We start from the raw sequence: 20,888 nt of genomic DNA, 5'->3' as shown, positions 1-20,888 counted from the left end.
TGAAGCCTAACATCCCGCACATACGTCAGAAATGAATCAGATCATCCGCTTTGGGGTGTTTCAACTCCTACAGTAACCATATTAACTGAGTTTTTTCTATGTTTCAAAATGAGTTACAGGATTTGTACAACGAACTGTTTGTGTTTCGTAATGAAATGGCGTGCAAGTTTGATGCTGATACACGTCTGATCGTTGTAAATGATGCTTATGCGCAGGCTTTAAATTCAACTGCTGAGGAACTTATTGGCAGAAAGTTTATCGATCTGATCCCAGAAGATGAGCACGAAGAAGTTATTTCTCATCTGAAGGCTCTTACCCTTAAATCGCCCGAACGAACCTACGAACATAAAGTGATTCTGAAAGACGGTACCGAAAAATGGCAGCAATGGTACGACCGTGCAATTTTTGACGAGCAGGGAGACCTTAAATACTTTATCTCACTGGGTCGGGATATTACAGATAAAAAACTACTCGAGCTTGAAATAGAGCACAGAAACCGGTTTCAGGCTATTCTTGCTGATCTTGCCATAAGGCTCGTGAACCTGCCTGTGGCTGAGTTTGATGCCGCTATGGATGATGTCTTGTCAATCATCGGAATTTATACACAAATGGAGTTCGCTTTTGTCAACTTCAGAAACAGTTCAGGTGAAATAAAAAAACGATTTTACTGGACCGAACACAAAAACGTTGACGATCAGCTTAAACAATGCAGCAGTGTCTTTGCGGCTTTTGAAGAGCTGATTAAGGAGAGAAAGCTGGAAACGCGGTTTATCGAAGATCTCGGGAAGCTTCCGGAAACCAACAAGATGAGAAGCAAGCTGGGAAGCATGGGAGTGAAATCCGTAATTACAACTCCTTTACTTCAAAACGGGCAGCCTGTAGGTGTAGTAGCATTTTTCACCATTAGCGAGAAAAGGTATATCTCTGAAATTGAAGCCCGGCTGCTGAAGGTACTTGCAGAGCTCATAACCAACGTTGAAGTTCGAAGGTCTTATGAAAACAGGCTGATTGCAGCACGAAATGAAGCTGAGTCAGCAAATGAAGCAAAATCACAGTTTTTGGCAAACATGAGCCATGAAATCCGAACGCCTCTAAATGGAATGCTGGGGATGGCAGGCTTACTTTCAGGCACAAAGCTGGATGAACGTCAGCGAAAGTATGTTAATGTACTTACAACAAGTGGCGAAAGCCTGCAGTACATCATCAATGATTTGCTGGACATGAATAAGCTGGGCGGTGAAAAGCTCTTGCTCGACCGCTCGGTATTAAGGCTGGGTGATGTGATTACTGAAGTCACTGAACTCATGAAAGTTGATGCCATGGAGAAAAAACTTGCCTGTGATATTGAGATTCATGAAGGCACAACCGGCTTTATTTTTCGCGGTGCTAAACTGAGATTCAAACAAATTCTGATCAACCTTGTAAGCAACGCAATTAAATTTACCAGTAAAGGCGGGGTAAGAATTGAATGTACAGCCTCACAAAGTGATGAAACTCCCGGGAAAATAAAAGTTTTGTGCCGTATTACTGATACCGGGATCGGTATAGAGAAAAAAGATTTTGGAAAGCTGTTTAAGCCTTTTTCGCAAATTGATCCAAGTACAAGCCGTAAATACGGCGGTACCGGCTTAGGTTTGCATATAAGTAAAACGCTGGTTGAAAACATGGGCGGAAAGATAGGAGTCGAAAGCACCCCGGGAATCCGCACAACGTTTTGGTTTTATGTGTTTTTTGAACAGGTAACAGAAGCAGAAGCTGCTAAAATACCAGGTTTTACTGAAAAAGAACGACCGCTTGGTATAGATGCATTGCTTGTTGCTTTTCCCGCCGGTAGTGTACGCAGCCTTCTTCGGGAATTTGAAGTTCTACAGCTGAGAACCAACGCAGTTAGGGATATTAATGAAGCGAAAAAGTTTTTAGATGAGGTAGGAAGAGGGGGGCCGGAGTACATTTTTATGGATTTTAGTACCGTTGGCCGGGATGCTCTTGTTCTAACGGATGAGCTCAAAAATGATTTCAGACATATGAACCGAAAAGTCATTTTGATCGCAAATCCCAATGATGATACAAGTAACAACTGGCTTGATGAACACGACATCCATTACATTTTAAAGCGTCCGGTAACAACGGAAAGCCTTAGTCAGGTCATTTTTGATGATTTGCCTGTTGGTAAAACGGGCCGTACCGGAACAGCCGGTACCAGTACACACAGCGATAAAACGCTGAAAAAGAGCAGCGGAGCTGACAGAGATTCAAAGCCAGAAAAAGGGGGGAAACCCAAAGTGCTGATTGCCGAAGACAATAAGGTGAATCAGGAGCTGATTTCGGTAATCATGCAGGAGTTAAATGCGGCCTTTCATATTGTTGAAAACGGATTTGAAGCAGTTGAAGCCGTACAGGAAAACGATTATGATATTGTATTGATGGATTGCCAGATGCCGGAAATGGATGGTTTTGATGCAACCAGAAATATTCGTGCTCTTAAAGATCCTGTAAAGAAAAAAATTCCGATCATTGCTGTAACTGCTCATGTAATGTCTGGCTATCAGCAAAAGTGCGAAGCAGCAGGAATGAACGGTTACATTTCTAAGCCTTACAGCGTGAAAGATCTGCAGGCAGCCATTTATGGCAGAAAACCGACCTCTGCCGTTTTGCATGGCGAAGAATTTCGTGCCCTTAAAGTCATCAATTATGATCTTTATAAACAACGGTTCGGCAATGATACAGAACTGTGCAGCAGAATTCTTCGGCGCTTTGTAGAAGAAACGGAGAAACAAATTCCACAAATAGACCCGCAGTGGGATGAACGCAGTTATCACAAATTGTTCGACCTCGTGCACAGTATCAAAGGTGCATCCGCAAATATTGACGCAGAGCGCTTATTTAGTGCTGCTCAAAAACTTTCAGCTTCCATTGAGCGCAGGCAGGATGCAATTATCCCCAAACGGATTGAAAGACTGAAGAATGAGTTTACAAGGCTTCGTAATAAGCTTGAAGACACAAACTTTAGCGTTACAGAAAAGGGCGATCAGAACTGAATCTGAACGCCCTCAAAGTACTTTTTTAAGTAATTCCGAATTCCGCGTGTTAAATTTTCTCGCGGCTTATGTTTGACAGCAGGTCTTCAGCTTCGCGCAGTAAATCTTCTGCTTTCTTTTTTGCATCCTGAACCACTTCGTCGCTCTGCGCTTTGGCTGTGTTAACAGAAAAATTTTCATCTTTAAGTTCATCAATCAGACCTTTAAGTTCATCAATGTAGGTCTGTATCTGATAGCTGAGCCGGCTCCGGGTATTACTGCCTTTATCGGGCGCGAGCAATACTGCTGTAACGGATCCGAGAACTGCCCCGGTTAGTAAACCGAATCCAAAACCTCTTGAAAAATTTGCCATGATAGTGTGTAATCGGGTTTAGTGAGCTGTTTCAATTGTAGTATATATAAGCAAAAAATAAGTCATTGTCATGCAGTTTAAGCATTCCGCTGCTTTGATTTCGTTCTGAAGCTATAGCATCAGCTTTTATTCAGCAGCTGAAATCTGCTGCCGTGCCTGTTTCTCGCTCACTTTAACGGCTTTGAGCAACCGGTATTTTGTGCGGGAAATACCGGCATAAATTACCGGTACCACAAACAGTGTGAACACAGAGGCAAAGAACAGACCCCCGATTACCGCCCGTGCCAGCGGACTCCAGGTCTCGGAGCCATCACCTATGGCCAAAGCAAGCGGAATCATGGAGAATATGGTTGTGAGCATGGTGAGTAGTACCGGGCGGAGCCTTCTGCCGGCTGCGCTCAGAAAGCGTTCAAGGTACTCCTCCGGGCTCATATCGGTACGGGTGTTCTGGTTGATGTAGTCAACAAGCACAATACCGTTGTTCACCACAATCCCAACGAGGATGAGCATACCGATACCAGCGGGCACGCTGAACGGTGTGCCGGTTGCGTACAGCATCAGATAGGCACCAAAGAAAGCCAGGGGTATCGTGAACAGAATCACGAAGGGGTCGCGGATGCTCTCAAATTTGGCAGCCATCACCATAAAGGTGAGCACAATTGCTGCAAGCAGGGCCAGAAACAGCTCCCGCTGACTGCTCTGCTGATCCTGAATGGCACCGGTAAATTCGTAGCGGTATCCGTCAGGCAGTACAATTTCTTCTTCGAAAAAGGCTATGAGGCGGTCACGGTGCACTGCTGCGCTGCCCTGAACCCTGATGTTCACATCAAGCCGGGTTTCGCGGTTCGTTCGCCGGATGGTGTTGAAGCCTTCAAATTCTTCAAAAAAGCCCACGGCCTGCACCGGAATTCCCTGCTCGCCAACCCGTGCAACCTGCAGCCGGTTCAGGCTTTCAAGGCCTCTGCGATAGTGGTCTTCCAGGCGTACTTCAATCGGGAACTCCCGCCCGTCGATGCGGAATTGCCCGACCTGTGTGCCGCGGGTCTGGGTTTTGAAACTGTTGGCAGCTTCGTTAAATGAGCTGCCCATGCGGCCCAGGGCAAAGCGGTCGAGCTGATAAACCACTTCAGGCAGGGTGCCAACGCGCGGGTTGTCAACGGCAATAACGGTGCTGTCCTGCAGCATTACGGTTTCGATGCGGTCGGTAAGTCCCTGAAGGATGCTCACATCGGGGCCGATCAGGCTCACGGTAATATTCCCCATGCCCTGTCCGAAACCGCCTCCGCCTCCGCCGCCGGGACCAAAGCCCTGCTGACCAAATACCCGGATGGTAGTGTCGTCGTAAATGAGTGACCGGCGAAGCTCCATCGCAACTTCATCGGTAGTTTGGGTGCGCTCGCGGGAGGGAACGAGCGAAACCGTAATCCGGCCCACGTTGCTTTCCCTGCGCCAGCCGCTCCGGCCGATGGTCGTTACGGTTGTCTGAACCCGCTCATCGTCGAGCAGCCTGCCGGTAATATCCCGCAGGGTTTCTGCGGTTTGGGTAAGCTGCGCGCCGCTCACGAGGGAAACATCCACCACAAGGTCGCCGGTGTCGTTATCGGGGAAAAACTCTCCTTCAACCTGCGTGAAAAGCCAGCCAATGCCAAACAGCACGCCGAGGATAAGCAGTACGGTGTAACGCTTGTGCAGCAGCTGCCAGCGGAGAATCCGCTCGTAACGCCCCTGCGTTTTTTCGATGAAGCGAAACATAAAGCTGTTCGTGTTCACGCTGTCAGGCCGCAAAAACTTCGAAGCAAAAACCGGCAGCAGCACAATTGAAGCGATGAACGAAAGCGAAATGGCATAGGAAATGGTGAGCGCCAGATCTTTGGCAATCTGCCCGGTAAAGCCGCTGAGGAAAAAGATCGGGATGAAAACCGCCAGGGTCGTAAGCGTTGAGCCCAGCAGCGCTTCCTTCATTTCGTTGGTTCCGTTGAGGACCGCCTCAAAAATGGCCTCTCCCTTTTCGATTTTGGCGATGATGTTATCGAGCACCACAATCGAATTATCCACCAGAAGCCCGACCGCCAAAGCAAGACCGGTGATGGAGATAATGTTGAGCGTTACCCCGCTGAAATACATGGCCGCAAAGGTAGCCGTCATCGAAATCGGGATGCTGAAAGCTACGATGGTCGCGGCGCGGTAGCTTCCCATAAAAATAAACAAAATGAGCGCTACGAGCGCCAAAGCCACGAGGGCCGATTGGGTGAGGTTGCGGATGGAGTTCTCAATAAACTCTCCCTCATTGTTGAGTACCTGCAGGTTTACCCCCGGCGGCATGATGGCTTCAATTGAGGGAATAGCCGCAATTACATCCATCGCAACGTCAAGCGTGTTGGCGTCGGATTGTTTCTGAATGTCAAGCGTTACGCTGTTCAGGCCGTTTACTTCCACGAGCGCCGTGATGTCCACAAAGGTATCAATCGCTTCCCCCACATCCGAAAGCCGCACCGGTACGCCGTTTTCGGTAAACCGGATGATGGTGTCGTTTATTTCTTCGATCGAGCGGTAAATGGCTTCTGCGCGTATGCTGTAGCTTTGCCGGTCGCTCACCAGGTTGCCGATGGGGATCTGCACATTGTTGCCGGAAAGCGCCCGCTCAACATCTCCGGTTACGACCCGGTGCTGCGCCATGCGTTCGGGGCTCAGGTTCACATAGATGGCCCGCTGCAGCCCGCCCTGCGTTTCGGCGGAGGCTACGCCCTGAATGCGCTCGAACATGGGCTCAATCATGGTTTCGCTCAGCAGGCGGAGTTCATCGAGGCCGCGGTTGGCAGCCGACACGCTCAGGCTCATAATCGGGCGGCGCTCGGGGTCGAACTGAAAAATCAGCGGCTGACCCGCCTCACGCGGTATGGTTGCCCGGATGCGGTCGATGGCTTCCCGCGCATCCATTTCCACCCGCTGTGCGTTGGTTCCGCCTTTTAGGCGCATCACCAGAAACATCCCTCCCTTGCGCACCGTCGTTTCGATGCTTTCAACGCCGTCGATCGAGGCTACCGCGTTTTCGATGGGGATGGCGAGGATTCGTTTGATGTCCTCAGGGGCAACATCACGGTAATTCGCTGAAATGGCCACCACCGGAATATCGATGTTGGGCAGCAGCGTAATTTTGAGGTTGGCCAGGGCAAACAGCCCGAATCCGATGGTGAGCAGGGTCACCATCAGCACCGTAACCGGCCGCCGCAGGAGTTTGTAAATGATGCCTTTTGTATTCATAAGAGATGTGTTGCGTGTTGCGGAGGGGAGATGGGGGGAGCGGCTTGCTATTCAGCCAGCGGATCTGATTTGGTGTTGGTGCTGAATCCGAGTTTCTCGAGCATGCGGTTGAACAGGTAGTACAGGCAGGGCACGAAAAACAGCATCAGGATGGTGGATGCGGTTAGCCCGCCGATTACCGTGCGTGCCATCGGGCTCCAGGTTTCGGCGCCTTCACCCAGCTCAAAAGCCAGGGGAATCATACACAGAATAGTTGTTGCGGCCGTCATGATGATGGGCCGTAGCCTGCGGCTTGCTCCGGTGATGATGGCCTTCTCCCGGCTGAGGCCGCGCGCCTGCAGAATCTTGATGTAGTCGATCATCACGATGCCGTTGTTCACCACAATACCGGAGAGCAGAATGAGGCCTATGAGCGCGGTTACACTCACCGGTGTGCCGGAGATGGCCAAAGCCGCGAATACGCCCGAAAGTGCGAGCGGAATGGTAAAAATGATGATGAAGGGCTCGAGCAGGCTTTCGAACTGTGAGGCCATCACCATATAAGCCAGCGTTGCTGCTACAATGAATGCGATGAGCAGGAAGATGAACGACTGCCGCTGCTCGTCGGCTGTACCGCCGATTTCGAAGCGGTAGCTGTCGGGCCACTGAATCTGATTGAGCCGCTGCGTTACCAGGTTGGTTGCGGTCTGAAGATCAATGTTGCCCAGATCCGCCTGAATTTCGGTTACGCGTTCCTGATTGATGCGCAGGATGTTCGACGGGCCGGTGTAGCGCTCAACCCGCGCGAGGTTCGACAGGGGCATCCATGTGCCGGCATCGGTGCGAATTTGGATGCGCTCAAGGTCAGCCGAGTTCACGGTTTCGGCGGCTGCCAGCTGCACATTTATATCGAACTGCAGCCCCTGATCGATGAAGGTAGTTGCCGTGTTGCCGCGGATGGCATCGCTGATGGCGTTGGCCACCTGCGCGGTTGTGAGGCCGTTGCGGCTGATGCGCTCGCGGTCCATTATCACGCGAAGCTCCGGGCGGCCTTCGTCGGCTGAGGAGGAGGCAGCCACAATGCCGTCAATTTCGAGCATGGCAGCCATCACCCCGTCGGAAAGCTCCCGCTTGGTTTCCAGATCAAAACCGAAAATATTCACGATCAGGCCGTCGTCGCCGTCGGGGTTGAGCGGATTCTGCCGCAGTTCGCGGGTCGTTGCGCCGGGCACTTCGCGGAGGTCGTCGAGCAGCTGTGCCACAATAGCCAGCTGACCCCGGCTGCGCTCCCGCGAGGAAACCAGCTCCACCCGGATGATGCCGCGGAAGCCGCCCGGAAACTCGGCCCCTTCAACCCCGCGCTTATCCCCGTAATCGGAAACAATCAGGCGGGCTTCGGGTATGGTTTCCTGAATGATGCGCTCCGCATGTTTGAACGACTCTTCCAGCTCAAACAAATTCACGCCGGGCTCACGGGTGAGCTCAATCACGAAGGCGTTTTCATCCACCTGCGGGAAAAACTCCCCGCCAAGATTGAAGATCAGGGGTGTTGTCAGTATCAGGAACAGAATGGCGATACCAACCACGAATCCGCTCTTGCCCAGCAGTTTTTCCAGAGTGCTGGCGTATGCCGTGCTGAGTCGTTCAAAAAACGGATTTCTCTTTTCCTGAAATCCTTCATCTTCCTGATCCGGTCCGGATGCCGCTGCCGTATTATCACTCACCTTTTTCGTTTTCCCTTTAAACAACCTCGAGGTCATAAGCGGGATGAGGGTCAGGGCCACAACCGTTGAAACCCCGAGGGCGAAGGAAATGGTGAGGGCGAGGTCGCGGAACAGAAAGCCTGCAATGCCCGGCACAAAAAGCACGGGCAGAAAAACCACAACAGTTGTGAGGGTTGAAACAATGATGGGCCCGGCTACTTCCTGTGCGCCCTTCACCGAGGCTTCATCACCCTTGTATTTGTCTTCCCTGAACCGGAAGATGTTTTCGAGCACCACCACGGCATTATCCACCACAAGGCCCACGGCAAGCGTGAGGCCGGAGAGCGAAATCACGTTCAGGGTAACGTTTCCGAAATCCATGATGCTGAAGGTCGCGATGATGGATACCGGAATGGAGATCGCCACAATAATGGCCGTGCGGAAGCTCCTCAGGAACAGCAGCAGGATGGTTACCACGAGCCCGATTGCGATCAGGGCGGTGATGTAAATGTTGCGGATGGAAAGCTCGATAAACTCGGAGCGGTCGGTGAGCACTTCCAGCGAAACGCCGGCGGGGAGGGTGCGGCGGATGTTATCGAGCTCGGTGCGCACATTCTGAGCGGTCGAAACGATGTTGACGTCGCTTTGCCGGTACAGATTTATGATCACGCCTTCCTCACCCTGTACCCGCACGTTTCCGATCGGCTGCCGCACGCCGTCTTCCACTTCGGCGATGTCGCGCAGGCGCACCGGCTCGCCGTCGCGAATGGCCACGATGGCATCGCGGATTTCTTCGATGTTCTGAAACTCGCCGGTTGTGCGCAGCGAGTAAACGAGGCGGCCTTCTACCAGTTCACCGGCGGGCACCTGCACGTTTTCCTGACGCAGCCGCTGTGCTACCGAGCCGATATCGAGGTTGTAGGCCAGAATCTGATCGGTGTTCATCCAGATATTAATCTGCCGTTCGAGTCCGCCGCTCGTTTCGGCGGAGGCAACCCCGGGGATGCGCTCAAAGCGCTGCTCAAGCTGCTGCGTGGAATAGGTGCGCAGCTCCACCGGACTCCGGGTGTTGGAGCTGAGCGTGAACACCATCACCGGCTCCTGATTGGGGTCGTAGGCAAAAATGATGGGCTGATCGGCATCATCGGGGATGATGCGCCGGGCAAAATCGACCTGTTTCCGCACATCATTCTGTGCCACAAACAAATCGGTGCCCCAGTTGAAGTAGAGTTTGATAACCGAGGAGCCCTGACTCGACAGCGAGCGCACACGGCGCAGGCCGCTGATGCCGCCTACAAGTTCTTCAAGAGGGCGGCTGATGAGGGTTTCGATGTCTTCCGGGGCTACACCGTCGTAGGTGGTGTAGATGGTGATGGTGGGGAAGGAGACATCGGGGTAGAGGTTCAGATTGAGGCGGGAGAGGCCGAACATACCGAAACCGATCACCACCAGCGCGAGCATGATGAAGGTGACGGGGCGGGCGACGGCTATTTTTGGAAGCTGCTTCATAAGAAAATTTCAGGCGTGCGGGTAATCGGTTTCAGAACGGAAGTGATGTTTGATGTACCGCTTACTCGCTGGCAGCAGTCGTATCTGATTCAGTCGAAATGGGAATTTCGCGCGCAGGCCGCGGGGCACGGCTGCCGGCTACGCGGATGCGGGAGTTGTTTTCCAGGCCGCCCTGCCCGGTAACGATCAGGCGGTCGCCGTCACGAAGGCCGGAAACAACTTCAATGCGGTCGCCCTGCTGCAGGCCGAGCTCAAGCTCACGAAGCACAGCAACGGTATCGCCCTGTGCCACAAAAGCGTTGAAAGCCCGGTTAATGCGGATGGTGTTGGTTTCGGGATCCAGAATGGTCTGCACGTTTTCGACCAGCGCGTTCCGGGGTATTACGATGCTCTCCGGGTTGGTTTGCACTACGATAGAAGCTTCGGCAAGGCTGCCGGGCAAAATGACATCGCGCATATCGGTGAGGCTGATAACCACCTCGGCCAGACCGGTTACCGGATCAAGGCCCGGGCTGATGCGCGAAACCACGCCGCGGGCCGAGTGATGGGCTTCGCCGGTGAGGCGGATATCAACCGTCTGATTGAGCCGCACCCGGCGGCGGTCCTGAAGCGGAAGGAACAGCCGGATTTCGTAGCCGGCCAGGTTTGAGATTTCATAAATCACGCTGCCCACCGAGGCAAGGTCGCCCGGGCTGATGCTGCGCCGGGTAACAACGCCGTTTACCGGCGAGCGCACTTCGGTAAAGGCCAGGCTTTCCCGGCTCTGCGTGAGCGAAGCCCGCGCGGCTTCGTACTGCGCCTGCGAATTGAGATAAGAAACCCGCGCTGATTCAATCTCTGAGCTGCTGATCAGGTTGCGGTCAAACAGGGTTTGTGCGCGGGTGAACTCAAGGCTGTCGCGGCTTACGGCGCTGCGGGCCTGCTCAACCTGACGCTCATCGCGCCGTACCTGATCCAAAATCGTGACATCGCGCAGCCGTGCCAGAACGGTGCCCACACGAACAGTATCGCCCAGATCAGCATGGATGCTGCTTACACGCTCGGAAACCTGAGGCGAAACCCGCACCTGATCCTGTGCCTGAATGTTGCCAAACCCCCGAACAATTTCGGATATGCTGCTTCTTGAAATTTCGGCGACCTGTACGCTGGTGCCGCGCTGAAAGGCGCTGGGGTCAAAACCACCCGGGCGCTGCTGATCCCCTGATGAACGGCCTGAGCAGGAGGCCAATGCGATAATAAGGAGTGCTGAAAAAAGGAGACGAATCACGATAAAAATAGAGTTGTGATGATTGTTGTTTGAGAAGTTGAAAATACAGCGGGATAATAAAGCGATTGGACGAACGGATGCTTCACCCGTTCGCGTAAATTCGGCTGATTCATATTATTTAACACTTGGGCTTTTAATGACGACTGTAGCGGATTTTTATGTAAAAAAGAAAAGGCTGTAAAAAACCGGTTTAGAGAGCTAAACAGCCGGGCATGAAAGTGTAAGCGTATCAATGACATGAACATAGTGGGTAAATTAACCCTGTAAATCTGCTATTCGTTGCAGTGCAGGAAAAATAAGCTCTTTGCAGCTGCCCGCGGTTAAATCCATGGCAGCGCAGCGCATGAATGCCGTTAAAAATCCGTACCTTTGCCGTATCAGAAATCCGGCCCGTGTGCCGGCCAAACCGGAGATTAATTCAGGAAAACTTTACCCATGAAATTTTTTATTGACAGCGCAGACCTCAGCGAAATTAAAGAAGCCGAAGCCATGGGCGTTCTTGACGGGGTTACCACAAACCCGTCACTTTGTGCCAAGGTTGGCGTCCGTGATTTTGAAGGGCATGTAGCCAAAATCTGCGAAATGGTAGCTGGGGATGTCTCTGCGGAAGTTGTTTCCACCACCTACGCTGAAATGCTGGAAGAAGGCCGCCGCCTCGCAACGATTGCGGATAATGTGGTTGTCAAAATTCCGCTTATCAAAGACGGCATTAAGGCTATCAAAACCTTTTCGGAGGAAGGCATCCGCACCAACTGCACCCTCTGTTTCTCATCTACGCAGGCGCTGATTGCCGCCAAAGCCGGTGCGACCTACATCTCGCCCTTCCTCGGCCGCCTCGACGACATCTCGCACGACGGCCTCGCCCTGATCGAAGATATTGTGACCATTTACACCAACTACAGCTTTCAGACCGAAGTGCTTGCGGCGAGCATCCGCCACCCGATGCACGTAGTTGAGTGCGCGCGCATGGGCGCTGATGTGGCAACCATGCCCCTCAGTGTGATGGAAGGCCTGCTGAAACACCCGCTCACCGACAGTGGCCTGGAAAAATTCCTTGCCGACTGGGATAAGCTTCAGGCTTCCCTCAAGTAATTTTTTAGGGTGAAGGGCTTCTGCTTCATCCTGCATCAAAATCAAAAAAGCCCGTTACCTTTACAGGAAGACGGGCTTTTTTGGTTTGATGATTTTTTAGGGCGATGAGCGTATCCATCACCCTTTTAAAAAAGCTACTGTTGTACCGTTTTAGATCAGCCGATTTCGCCGGTGAGCAGTTTTTCCGCAATTTTGGAGGAGGAAAGCACGCCGGGAAGGCCTGCACCGGGGTGTGTGCCTGCGCCCACGAAATACAGGTTAGGCGACTCCTCGCTGCGGTTGTGCGGCCGGAACCAGGCCGATTGCGTGAGCAGGGGCTCGACCGAAAAAGCTGAGCCGCGGAAACTGTTGAGGTCGCGCTCGAAGTGAATCGGATCGATGTAGTGCTCAGCGATGATGTTTTCCTGAAGGTCGGGCAGGTAATTATCCTCGAGGAACTGCATGATGGCGTCGCGGTACGGCTTGGCGGCTTTGGTCCAGTCGGTGCCGGAATCCAGGTGCGGCACCGGTGAGAGCACGTAAAACGACTCGCAGCCGTCGGGCGCGATTGTCGGGTCGGTGATCGTGGGCATGTGCAGATACAGCGAGAAATCTTCGGAGAGGGTTTTCTCGTGGAAAATATCTTTGAGCAGGCCTTTGTAACGCTCACCCAGAATAATGTTGTGATGCTTCAGTTTGGTATCGAGGTAGCGTTTTTTGGTGCCGAAGTAAATCACAAACAGCGACATGCTGTAGTGCATGCGGTCGAGCTTGCGGTTGGTGTACTTGCGCCGGTTTTCCTCTTTAATGAGGTGACGGTAGGTGAAGGGCACATCCGCGTTTGAAACGACGGCATCGGCAGGGTGGAAGCTGCCGTCTTTGAGCTTCAGCCCTTTGGTGATGCGGTTTTCGATCACGATTTCATCTACTTCGGTGCTGAGATGGATTTTGCCGCCGAGGTCTTCAATCAGGTCGGTAAGTGCTTTTACGATGGCGCCGGTGCCGCCCATGGCATAGTGCACGCCCCATTCCCGCTCGAGGTAGTGAATCATGGCGTAGATGGAGGTGGTATCGAACGGATTGCCGCCAACAAGCAGGGGATGGAAAGAGAAGCAGCGGCGGAGGAAATCATCCTGAATAAACTGCGAAACGTACTTATACACGCTCTTATACGACTGCAGCTTGATGAGGTCAGGCGCGACCTTGAGCATGTCGGTAAATTTCAGGAAGGGTACATCAGCAAGTTCGGTAAAGCCCTTATCGAAAATGGCCTTGGTTGTGGCCAGGAAATCGAGATACCCCTGCTTGTCGGCAGGGTTGCGTTTTTCGATTTCTTTCAGGGTGAACTCTTCTTCGCTGTTGTAATCGAAAAACTCGCCCTGATGGTCAAAAATGCGGTAGAACGGCTGACAGGGCACGAAATTGATGTAATCTTCGCGTTTGCGGCCGGCAGCTGCGAAGATGTCATCAAACATAAAAGGAGCGGTGATAACGGTCGGGCCGCCGTCGAATTTGAAGCCATTTACCTCATAAACATAAGCACGGCCGCCGGGCTTATCACGCTTCTCAAACATCTCAACATCGAACCCCCGAGAGAGAAGCCGTACAGCTGCGCCTAATGCGCCAAAACCGGTGCCAATAATCAATACCTTCTTGCTCATATAGAATTTTTTTTGGAAAGGAAAGTGAATCTGCCTAAACCTGTAATCACGGTGTAAACGTTCAGGGAAAGCCGCATGGGTGGAATTTGTGAAGAATTTGCCATCCCCTAAAAATGAAAGGTATTTATTTTTAGGAGAGGTCAAATGTTTCCTGCAATAGTGGTTTATTTTTGTATTTTTACTTGAGAATACGGTGGGGCAGGTTAAGCATATATAACAGACTTATCTAAAGGCGAAAAGAACCTGTCATCATAATCAGGGCATATTAATGACTAAGTATGTATCTGAGAAATTTCAGCTTGCTAATGTATCTCTCACACAACATGTTAATATCAGATGGCTGAGTTTTTATTTTGGTTTGGAGTTGTAGTAGTAGTTTATACGTACCTCGGGTATCCGGTATTAATTACGGTGCTTACACTTGGTAAAAAAGGTTATCAGGCCCGGGCAGAAGCAGAGGGGTTCGAGCCTTCGGTAAGCCTGATAATTTCGGCATGGAATGAAGCTGACTGGATTCGCCAAAAGGCGCGTAATACGCAGGAAATTGACTATCCGGCTGATAAAATTCAGGTTATCTTTATGACTGATGGTTCAGATGATGATACCCCTGATATCCTGAAAAATGAATTCCCCCAATTTGAGACCTATCACAAACCGGGCCGTTCCGGCAAAATAGCCGCAATGGAACGGGGAGTTACATTTGCAAAAACCCCCATCCTGATATTTTCTGATGCAAATACAATCCTGAATACAGAGGTGGTGCGGAATATTGTGAAGCACTATGCCGATGCAAATATTGGGGGTGTTGCCGGGGAAAAACGCATAATTATGGAGCAAGAGGAAGCCGCCAGTGGTGCAGGGGAAGGAATTTACTGGAAGTATGAAAGTTACCTGAAAGACCGGGATTACGCGTTTCACTCGGTAGTAGGGGCGGCCGGTGAGTTGTTTTCAGTACGCCGCGACCTGTTCGAAAATGTGGAACCGGATACCCTTCTCGACGATTTTATTATTTCTTTAAGGGTAGCAGGAAAAGGCTTCAGGGTTGCATATGCCCCTGATGCCTACGCAAGTGAGCGGCCATCTGCTGATACAGAAGCTGAAATGACACGTAAAGTAAGAATCTCTGCCGGAGGCATTCAGTCAATTGTAAGGCTTCGCTACCTGCTAAATCCTTTCGGGCGATTTAAGCTGTGGTTTCAGTATATTTCACACAGGGTGCTTCGCTGGACCCTTGCTCCTTTAATGCTGCCTGTGATACTACTTGCCAATATCGGGCTGGCTGTTGAAGGCGATATTTTTTATGTGGCACTCCTTGCACTTCAGCTTGCATTCTATGCAGCAAGTATTTTAGGGTATCTGCTTGAAAAGAAAAAGATTAAGCTTAAAGTTCTGTTTGTGCCTTTTTACTTTTCAATGATGAATGTGAGTGTGTATCTTGGTTTTTTGAGATATATAAGAGGTCAGCAGTCAGTTAACTGGGCAAGAGCCAAACGTGCGACTTGAGACTATTTGCGTAGAAGTACTTCTAAAAAACGGAACCGTTTTGTATGAATTGTTTGATTTTGGATGATGAGCAGGTATCCAGGGATATCCTGAAAAAACTTATTAGTCGGGTACCACAGCTCAAGCTTGCCGCGAGTTGCGAAAGTGCTTTGTCAGCTATCGACATGATGTCAGAGAAGGCTGTTGACCTGATTTTTCTGGATGTGGAAATGCCGGAAATCAGCGGAATTGAGTTTCTCAACACTATCAAAAATAAACCCCTCGTTATTTTTGTGACCTCTAAAGAGGAATACGCTGTAAAGGCTTTTGAGCACGAAGCTGTAGATTATCTGGTAAAACCCCTTGATTTTCCGCGTTTTCTCAAAGCTGTTAATAAAGCCCGCGATATTTTTGAAAGCCGGCAGACCGTTCAGGAGGGTATGAATAACCTGTTCGTTAAGAAAGATAATCAGCTTGTTAAGATCAGGTTCTCTGATATTCTCTACATTGAAGCCGCAGCAGATTACATGATTATCTATACCGAGCAGGACCGTTTCATTGTGCATATTACCATGAAAGCACTTAACGACAGGCTCCCGTCGAATCAGTTTATTCGCGTTCACCGAACCTATACCGTTCGTTTTGATAAAATTGAAGCAGTTGAAGACAACACCATTGTAATCAGGAAAAAGGCAATCCCTGTTGGCGGCTCTTATCGTGAAGTACTGTTTAAAAAGCTTAACCTGCTTTAACCCCTTCCCCGTTTGTGAATATACGTACGTACCGGCTCGAAGATTTACCCTTGTAACGGCATTGATACCCTGTTCTACCCCACAACAGAAATAGCTGTATAAGTCTTTCGTCGAAGATAAATGCGGGTTTGTCGAATTAAACGCACAATCTCAGTATTAGTTGGTAATTTGAGTATGAGTGATGGTTTGAGGAAGGAGGCTACAAGCCGCTCAAATCAATTTTATTTAAATTTTTTCTGAGGTAGTACAATGAAAGTTTTTAAAATATACCTGATAGTGTTTATTGCGCTGCTGCTGGGAACGGCCTGTTCGCACAGTATATCGGATCCAAAGGATTCCGATAAAGATGGTTTCAGAAGTATGCGTATCCCGGCGGGCTTCACTTTTAATACAACGAACGAGATTACCATAAATGTGGAGCGCGGCGGAATACAGGGTGATATAATCGCAACGATCCTTTCAGCTCACCCAGCCGATAACGGGCGTATCCTTCAGCGCGCTGCAATTAATAATGGCAACAGCCGGCAGTTTACTATGAGCATACCGGCTCATCTGAACTCCGTTTGGGTTGCAACCAAATCGCCAGGCGAGCTCACCACATTCCAGAAGCTGGAAATTGGCAGAGGGGGTACCTTTACTGTAGCAGCAGGAGCCGAAACGCAACAACGTGGTATTGGTGATGCCGGGCTTGCCAGCGTGCCTAATGGCTGCGATGCAGGATGCGACCAGATCCTTACCGGCAATATATCCGGAAGCCCGCTTGAAATTCTCGGAAACGATGTTATCTGTCTGGCCGAGGGTGCCACATTTAACGGATCATTACGCTTTCAGGGCGGAAATGCATCATCAACGGGTGAGTTTCGCGTTTGCGGTGAAGCAACGATTACGCAGCTCGAGTCATGGGGTGCATCCCGGCCAAATTTTGAAATTGGAACTACCGGTGTTCTGAGCTCCGGTAATTTTGCTATCAATAACGTCCAATCTAAGTTTGACAACTTTGGTACCGTCAACTTCTCTCAAAATACGCTGGGTTTTTCCTACACGATTAACAATTATGGTGTTTTGAATGCTGTTAATTTAAATCTCAACAGCGGTGCCGTGCTGAATAACGAAGGCACATTAACCGTAAGCAGCAGCATGAATAATAATTCAGGTACGATTACGAACAACGGTTTTTTTAGTGTAGCCAACACGTTCTCGAATAACTCAACTGCATTAACCACAAACTCGTGTTCGTTTGAAGTCGGTCAGAACTTCCAGCAAAATGCACAGTTCGTGAATAATGATTTCCTGAATATTAACGGCCCCTTTGTGCTCAACTCCGGCAGCGGCATTTTTAATGAAATGGGCCCGGGAGCCCTTGTTGTTGCGCAGTATTTTACGGCAAACAGCCCCCTTGCCGGACCATCTTCGGCCTATGCCCGCCTCAATATTGCAAATTCCGCAACGGTTAACAGCGGCGGTAATATTCAGAATCTCATTGACCTGTGTGTTGAATCCGGCAACGGCATAACCAATTTCGGAACAATCGCGAGTTCGGTTACTTTTTGTGATGCCTTTATTCCGGAGTCGTCTTGTAACCCGGGTGCGGGTACGGCGGGTGTTGTAGATTCTGATGGTGATGGTGTACCCGACGATGAAGATGCCTATCCCGATGATCCGCTCCGTGCGTTTAATAATTACTTCCCTGCTGCAAACACCTATGCCACCGTGGCCTTTGAAGACCTCTGGCCCGGCCTTGGCGACTACGACATGAACGACCTTGTAATCGATTACAAGCTGAACGAAGTTACCAATGCGGCCAACGAGGTAAAAGATATGATCTTTGATATCCGGGTTCGTGCTACCGGAGCATCGGTGAGTAGTGGTGTTGGTGTGATGCTGCCCGTGCCCCCATCTGCTGTACAGTCGGTAACAGGTCAGGAAATTGGAAGCGGTATCGTAACACTGAACCCTAACGGTACTGAAGCCGGGCAATCGAATGCTGTGATCATCTTTGCTGACGATGCAACCCGTACGCTTGGCCGTTATCAGAACACGGTGAATCCTGACCGCCATGTTCCGTATCATGAATTTACGGTGACTATTACCTTCGAAAATGCAGTTGACCGATCTGTTCTGGGAACATCTCCGTTCAATATCTTTTCCTTCCGTGTGCTTGAACGCGGCAGAGAAGTTCACCTTCCCGGTATGCCCCCTACTGACCTTGCTGATGCTGAATTGTTTGGCACAAACGATGATAACACAAACGTTGCAGCTGGTCGCTTTTACAAGAGCCATGAAAACCTGAACTGGGCGATTCACGTATCTGAAAGCATCCCTTACCCGCTTGAAGGTGTCGATTTGACCAATGCTTATCTGAACTTCCGCAACTGGGCAGAGTCAGGTGGCGAATCGAGTATAGACTGGTACCTGGATCTGATCGGCAACCGCGAAGAAAGCTTGTTGTATATTAGAAATGAGTAAACTTTCTCCGTCAGTTCGCAACCGGTTTTTAACTTAAAGAATCAGGCAGCAAAATGAGCAGTGCGAAATGTTCGCACTGTTCATTTGCTGTTTAAAAATCAGGTTACGCGGTACATCACATCTCTTAATCGCAAAATAGGCAAGAAACATTTTTACAATGTACATGACAACATTTTTTGTGTAGCCTGTTCGCAGGCGTTTCGATGATTCACATAAAGGTTTTACCGATGAGCAACCGAATTCCGGAAATTTTGCCCCTTAACCAAGTAGTAACAGAGCATGCGTTACCAACTTATTGATCAGCTTATATCTTCGCTTAATATAGCGGCTGGTCATCAGACTTTTCTAAACGAACTTAGTCAAAAGCTTTCTGGCATAGCTGAAGAAGTGGATTTCGACCGGATCACGCTTTATGATATCACGCATGAGCGCTCGGAAAAGGCTGAAGACTCAGCCTTTTTTTCTCAAATGCTGCAATGGCAGGAGAGTGGTCAAATTGAAGAGGGTAACCTTGATGCATCCGAAATACCTGTAAACCCCTACTTTGAGCGGTGGGCAAAGCTTCTTTCGGAGAATAAAGTACTTTACGGCCCCCCTGATTCATTTCCGGATGTTGAGGCTGAAGTTCTGGAAGCAATGGGGATCAAATATGTGGTAATAGTGCCTTACCTGCACGATAATCAGCTCGAGGGCTTCGCTGCATTTGAGCGCACGCGTGATAAAAACGACGAATTACGTGCTGCAAGTTTTCATCAGGATGAGTTCAGGTTAATCGGCCGCTGGCTTTTTAATATCATTAAATCACGCAGACAGATCCACAAACTGGAAATCACAAACCATTCCTACAGTGCACAACTGGATTCAAAGAATCAGATTCTTGCCAACCTGAGCCACGAAATACGAACACCAATGAACGGTATCGTAGGCCTTGCAGAGCAGCTTGAAGACCTTGAAAATGATATCAGTAAAAGATCTTTTCTGGAGTCAATTAAGCTTTCTGCTGCGAACCTGATGGAAGTACTGTCTGATATTGCTGATTTTTCAAGTTCAGAAACAGAAGTGAGTCAGCTGGCGACCGATCCCATTGATGTTCGCGAAGACATTCGGGCAGTTATGGAACTTTTTCGGGAAAAAGCCATGGATAAAGGCCTGCGATATGAGGTAAACATCAGTGACAGAGTACCTGATTTGATAGAATCAGATTTTGTGAAAATGCGCAACATCATCAAAAACCTCACTGATAATGCGATTAAATTTACTTCACACGGGCAGGTAACAACCAACCTTGATTCTGAAACCGCAGGTGATCATCACTGGCTCATCATCCGCATAAAAGATACCGGAATCGGGATTTCCAAAGACAAGCAGGAATATGTTTTTGAAAAATATGCTCAGATAGAACAGGGCTTTACACGTACGTACAGCGGTATTGGCCTTGGCTTAAGTATCGTAAAGAACACGGTGAATATGCTCAACGGCCAAATCAGCCTTGAAAGCGAAGCCGGAAAAGGCTGCCTTTTTGAAATACGTCTGCCCGTTAAACCGGTACAGCGGAAGGAGCCCAAAAAGGCAAGCTATGAGTCTCTTGAAAATATGCGTATTTTAGTAGTAGATGATCATCCGATTAACAGGAAAGTGGTTACCACTATCCTCGATAAATGGAATGCGCAGTATGCGATAGCATGTAACGGGCAGGAAGCTGTAGAAATAGCAACAAAGCAAAATTTTGATATCATACTCATGGATATTCAAATGCCTGTAATGGACGGTTATGATGCAACACTAAAAATACGTGAATTGCGTGGCAACGAAGTTACTATACTCGCTCTCACTGCCTCAATTTTAAAGGAAGATGAAAAACATTGTCTGGAAGTTGGCATGAACGGTATCATTCGTAAACCTTTCTTTCCCGACAACCTGAAGCAATGGCTCAACAGCCGTAATAATGAACAACCAAAAGAATACAGCGATATGTCTGACCATGAAAATGAAACTGTAACAGACCTGGCTTACCTGCGCGATATTTCAGACGGAAACAAAGAGTTTGTAGATGAAATGGTGAATCTGTTTATAGATCAGTCTGAAGGGCACATCAGTTCCCTGCGTGAAGGTGTTCAAAATGCTGATTATGTTGCCGTTTCGGCAGCAGCACACAAAATGAAACCGGTACTTGGCTACGTTGGTATTGATCTTGAAAAGTCGGGTATCAAACAAATTGAGACGGTTTCGAAAAGCCATGGCGATATTGAAGTTATCGAAAAGTTAATCGACGAACTCGAGGCCCTTATCAATAAGGCAAACAGCGAACTGAAGCGGTATTTAGAACAATCATAAATTTATCCTAATT

At 49.5% G+C, this 20,888-nt stretch carries 11 protein-coding genes; 6 read left to right on the top strand and 5 right to left on the bottom strand.

Going from position 1 to position 20,888, the window contains the following annotated elements; genetic code table 11:
• Nucleotides 1-98 precede the first annotated feature (98 nt).
• Entirely contained in the window at nt 99-3,038 is a 2,940-nt protein-coding gene (locus LAT75_RS04965) for a response regulator (RefSeq protein ID WP_291481526.1), read from the top strand.
• Between the two features lie 49 nt (nt 3,039-3,087).
• On the opposite strand, the gene LAT75_RS04960 is transcribed toward LAT75_RS04965, so the two are convergent.
• From LAT75_RS04960 to LAT75_RS04945, 4 genes are all read right to left on the bottom strand, one after another.
• Nucleotides 3,088-3,390, bottom strand: a complete 303-nt coding sequence (locus LAT75_RS04960; protein ID WP_291481525.1) for a YtxH domain-containing protein — start codon at nt 3,388-3,390, stop codon at nt 3,088-3,090.
• A 126-nt stretch (nt 3,391-3,516) separates the two neighbouring features.
• Nucleotides 3,517-6,651, bottom strand: coding sequence for an efflux RND transporter permease subunit (locus LAT75_RS04955; RefSeq protein WP_291481524.1), 3,135 nt, complete (start codon nt 6,649-6,651; stop codon nt 3,517-3,519).
• Nucleotides 6,652-6,698: 47 nt separating this feature from the next.
• The gene (locus tag LAT75_RS04950; RefSeq protein WP_291481523.1) at nt 6,699-9,842 is read right to left on the bottom strand and encodes an efflux RND transporter permease subunit; all 3,144 of its coding nucleotides are present in this window, start codon (nt 9,840-9,842) and stop codon (nt 6,699-6,701) included.
• 61 nt (nt 9,843-9,903) lie between these two features.
• Nucleotides 9,904-11,109, bottom strand: coding sequence for an efflux RND transporter periplasmic adaptor subunit (locus tag LAT75_RS04945; RefSeq protein ID WP_291481522.1), 1,206 nt, complete (start codon nt 11,107-11,109; stop codon nt 9,904-9,906).
• A gap of 435 nt (nt 11,110-11,544) precedes the next feature.
• On the opposite strand from LAT75_RS04945, the gene fsa reads away from it, so the two are divergent.
• Nucleotides 11,545-12,201 (top strand): fructose-6-phosphate aldolase, encoded by a 657-nt coding sequence (gene fsa, locus LAT75_RS04940; RefSeq protein ID WP_291481521.1) that lies wholly within the window; start codon nt 11,545-11,547, stop codon nt 12,199-12,201.
• Nucleotides 12,202-12,356: 155 nt separating this feature from the next.
• On the opposite strand, the gene LAT75_RS04935 is transcribed toward fsa, so the two are convergent.
• Entirely contained in the window at nt 12,357-13,841 is a 1,485-nt protein-coding gene (locus LAT75_RS04935) for a phytoene desaturase (protein WP_291481520.1), read from the bottom strand.
• A gap of 336 nt (nt 13,842-14,177) precedes the next feature.
• Between LAT75_RS04935 and LAT75_RS04930 the strand changes: the two genes are divergently transcribed.
• The 4 genes from LAT75_RS04930 (at nt 14,178) to LAT75_RS04915 (ending at nt 20,875) form a co-directional block, all read left to right on the top strand.
• The gene (locus tag LAT75_RS04930; RefSeq protein ID WP_291481519.1) at nt 14,178-15,344 is read left to right on the top strand and encodes a glycosyltransferase family 2 protein; all 1,167 of its coding nucleotides are present in this window, start codon (nt 14,178-14,180) and stop codon (nt 15,342-15,344) included.
• Between the two features lie 44 nt (nt 15,345-15,388).
• Nucleotides 15,389-16,075, top strand: coding sequence for a LytTR family DNA-binding domain-containing protein (locus LAT75_RS04925; protein WP_291481518.1), 687 nt, complete (start codon nt 15,389-15,391; stop codon nt 16,073-16,075).
• A 249-nt stretch (nt 16,076-16,324) separates the two neighbouring features.
• Complete coding sequence (locus LAT75_RS04920) at nt 16,325-18,541, top strand: LruC domain-containing protein (RefSeq protein ID WP_291481517.1); 2,217 nt, start codon at nt 16,325-16,327, stop codon at nt 18,539-18,541.
• Between the two features lie 279 nt (nt 18,542-18,820).
• Nucleotides 18,821-20,875 carry a sensor histidine kinase gene (locus tag LAT75_RS04915; RefSeq protein ID WP_291481516.1) on the top strand — a complete coding sequence of 685 codons (2,055 nt, stop codon included), beginning with the start codon at nt 18,821-18,823 and terminating at the stop codon, nt 20,873-20,875.
• The last annotated feature ends 13 nt before the right edge of the window (nt 20,876-20,888 follow it).

The sequence above is a fragment of the Cyclonatronum sp. genome, assembly GCF_022565315.1.
In the GTDB taxonomy this organism is placed as follows: domain Bacteria; phylum Bacteroidota; class Rhodothermia; order Balneolales; family Cyclonatronaceae; genus Cyclonatronum.
The sequence above is the reverse complement of the archived record's forward strand: the minus strand, read 5'-3'. Positions and strand labels throughout refer to the sequence as shown.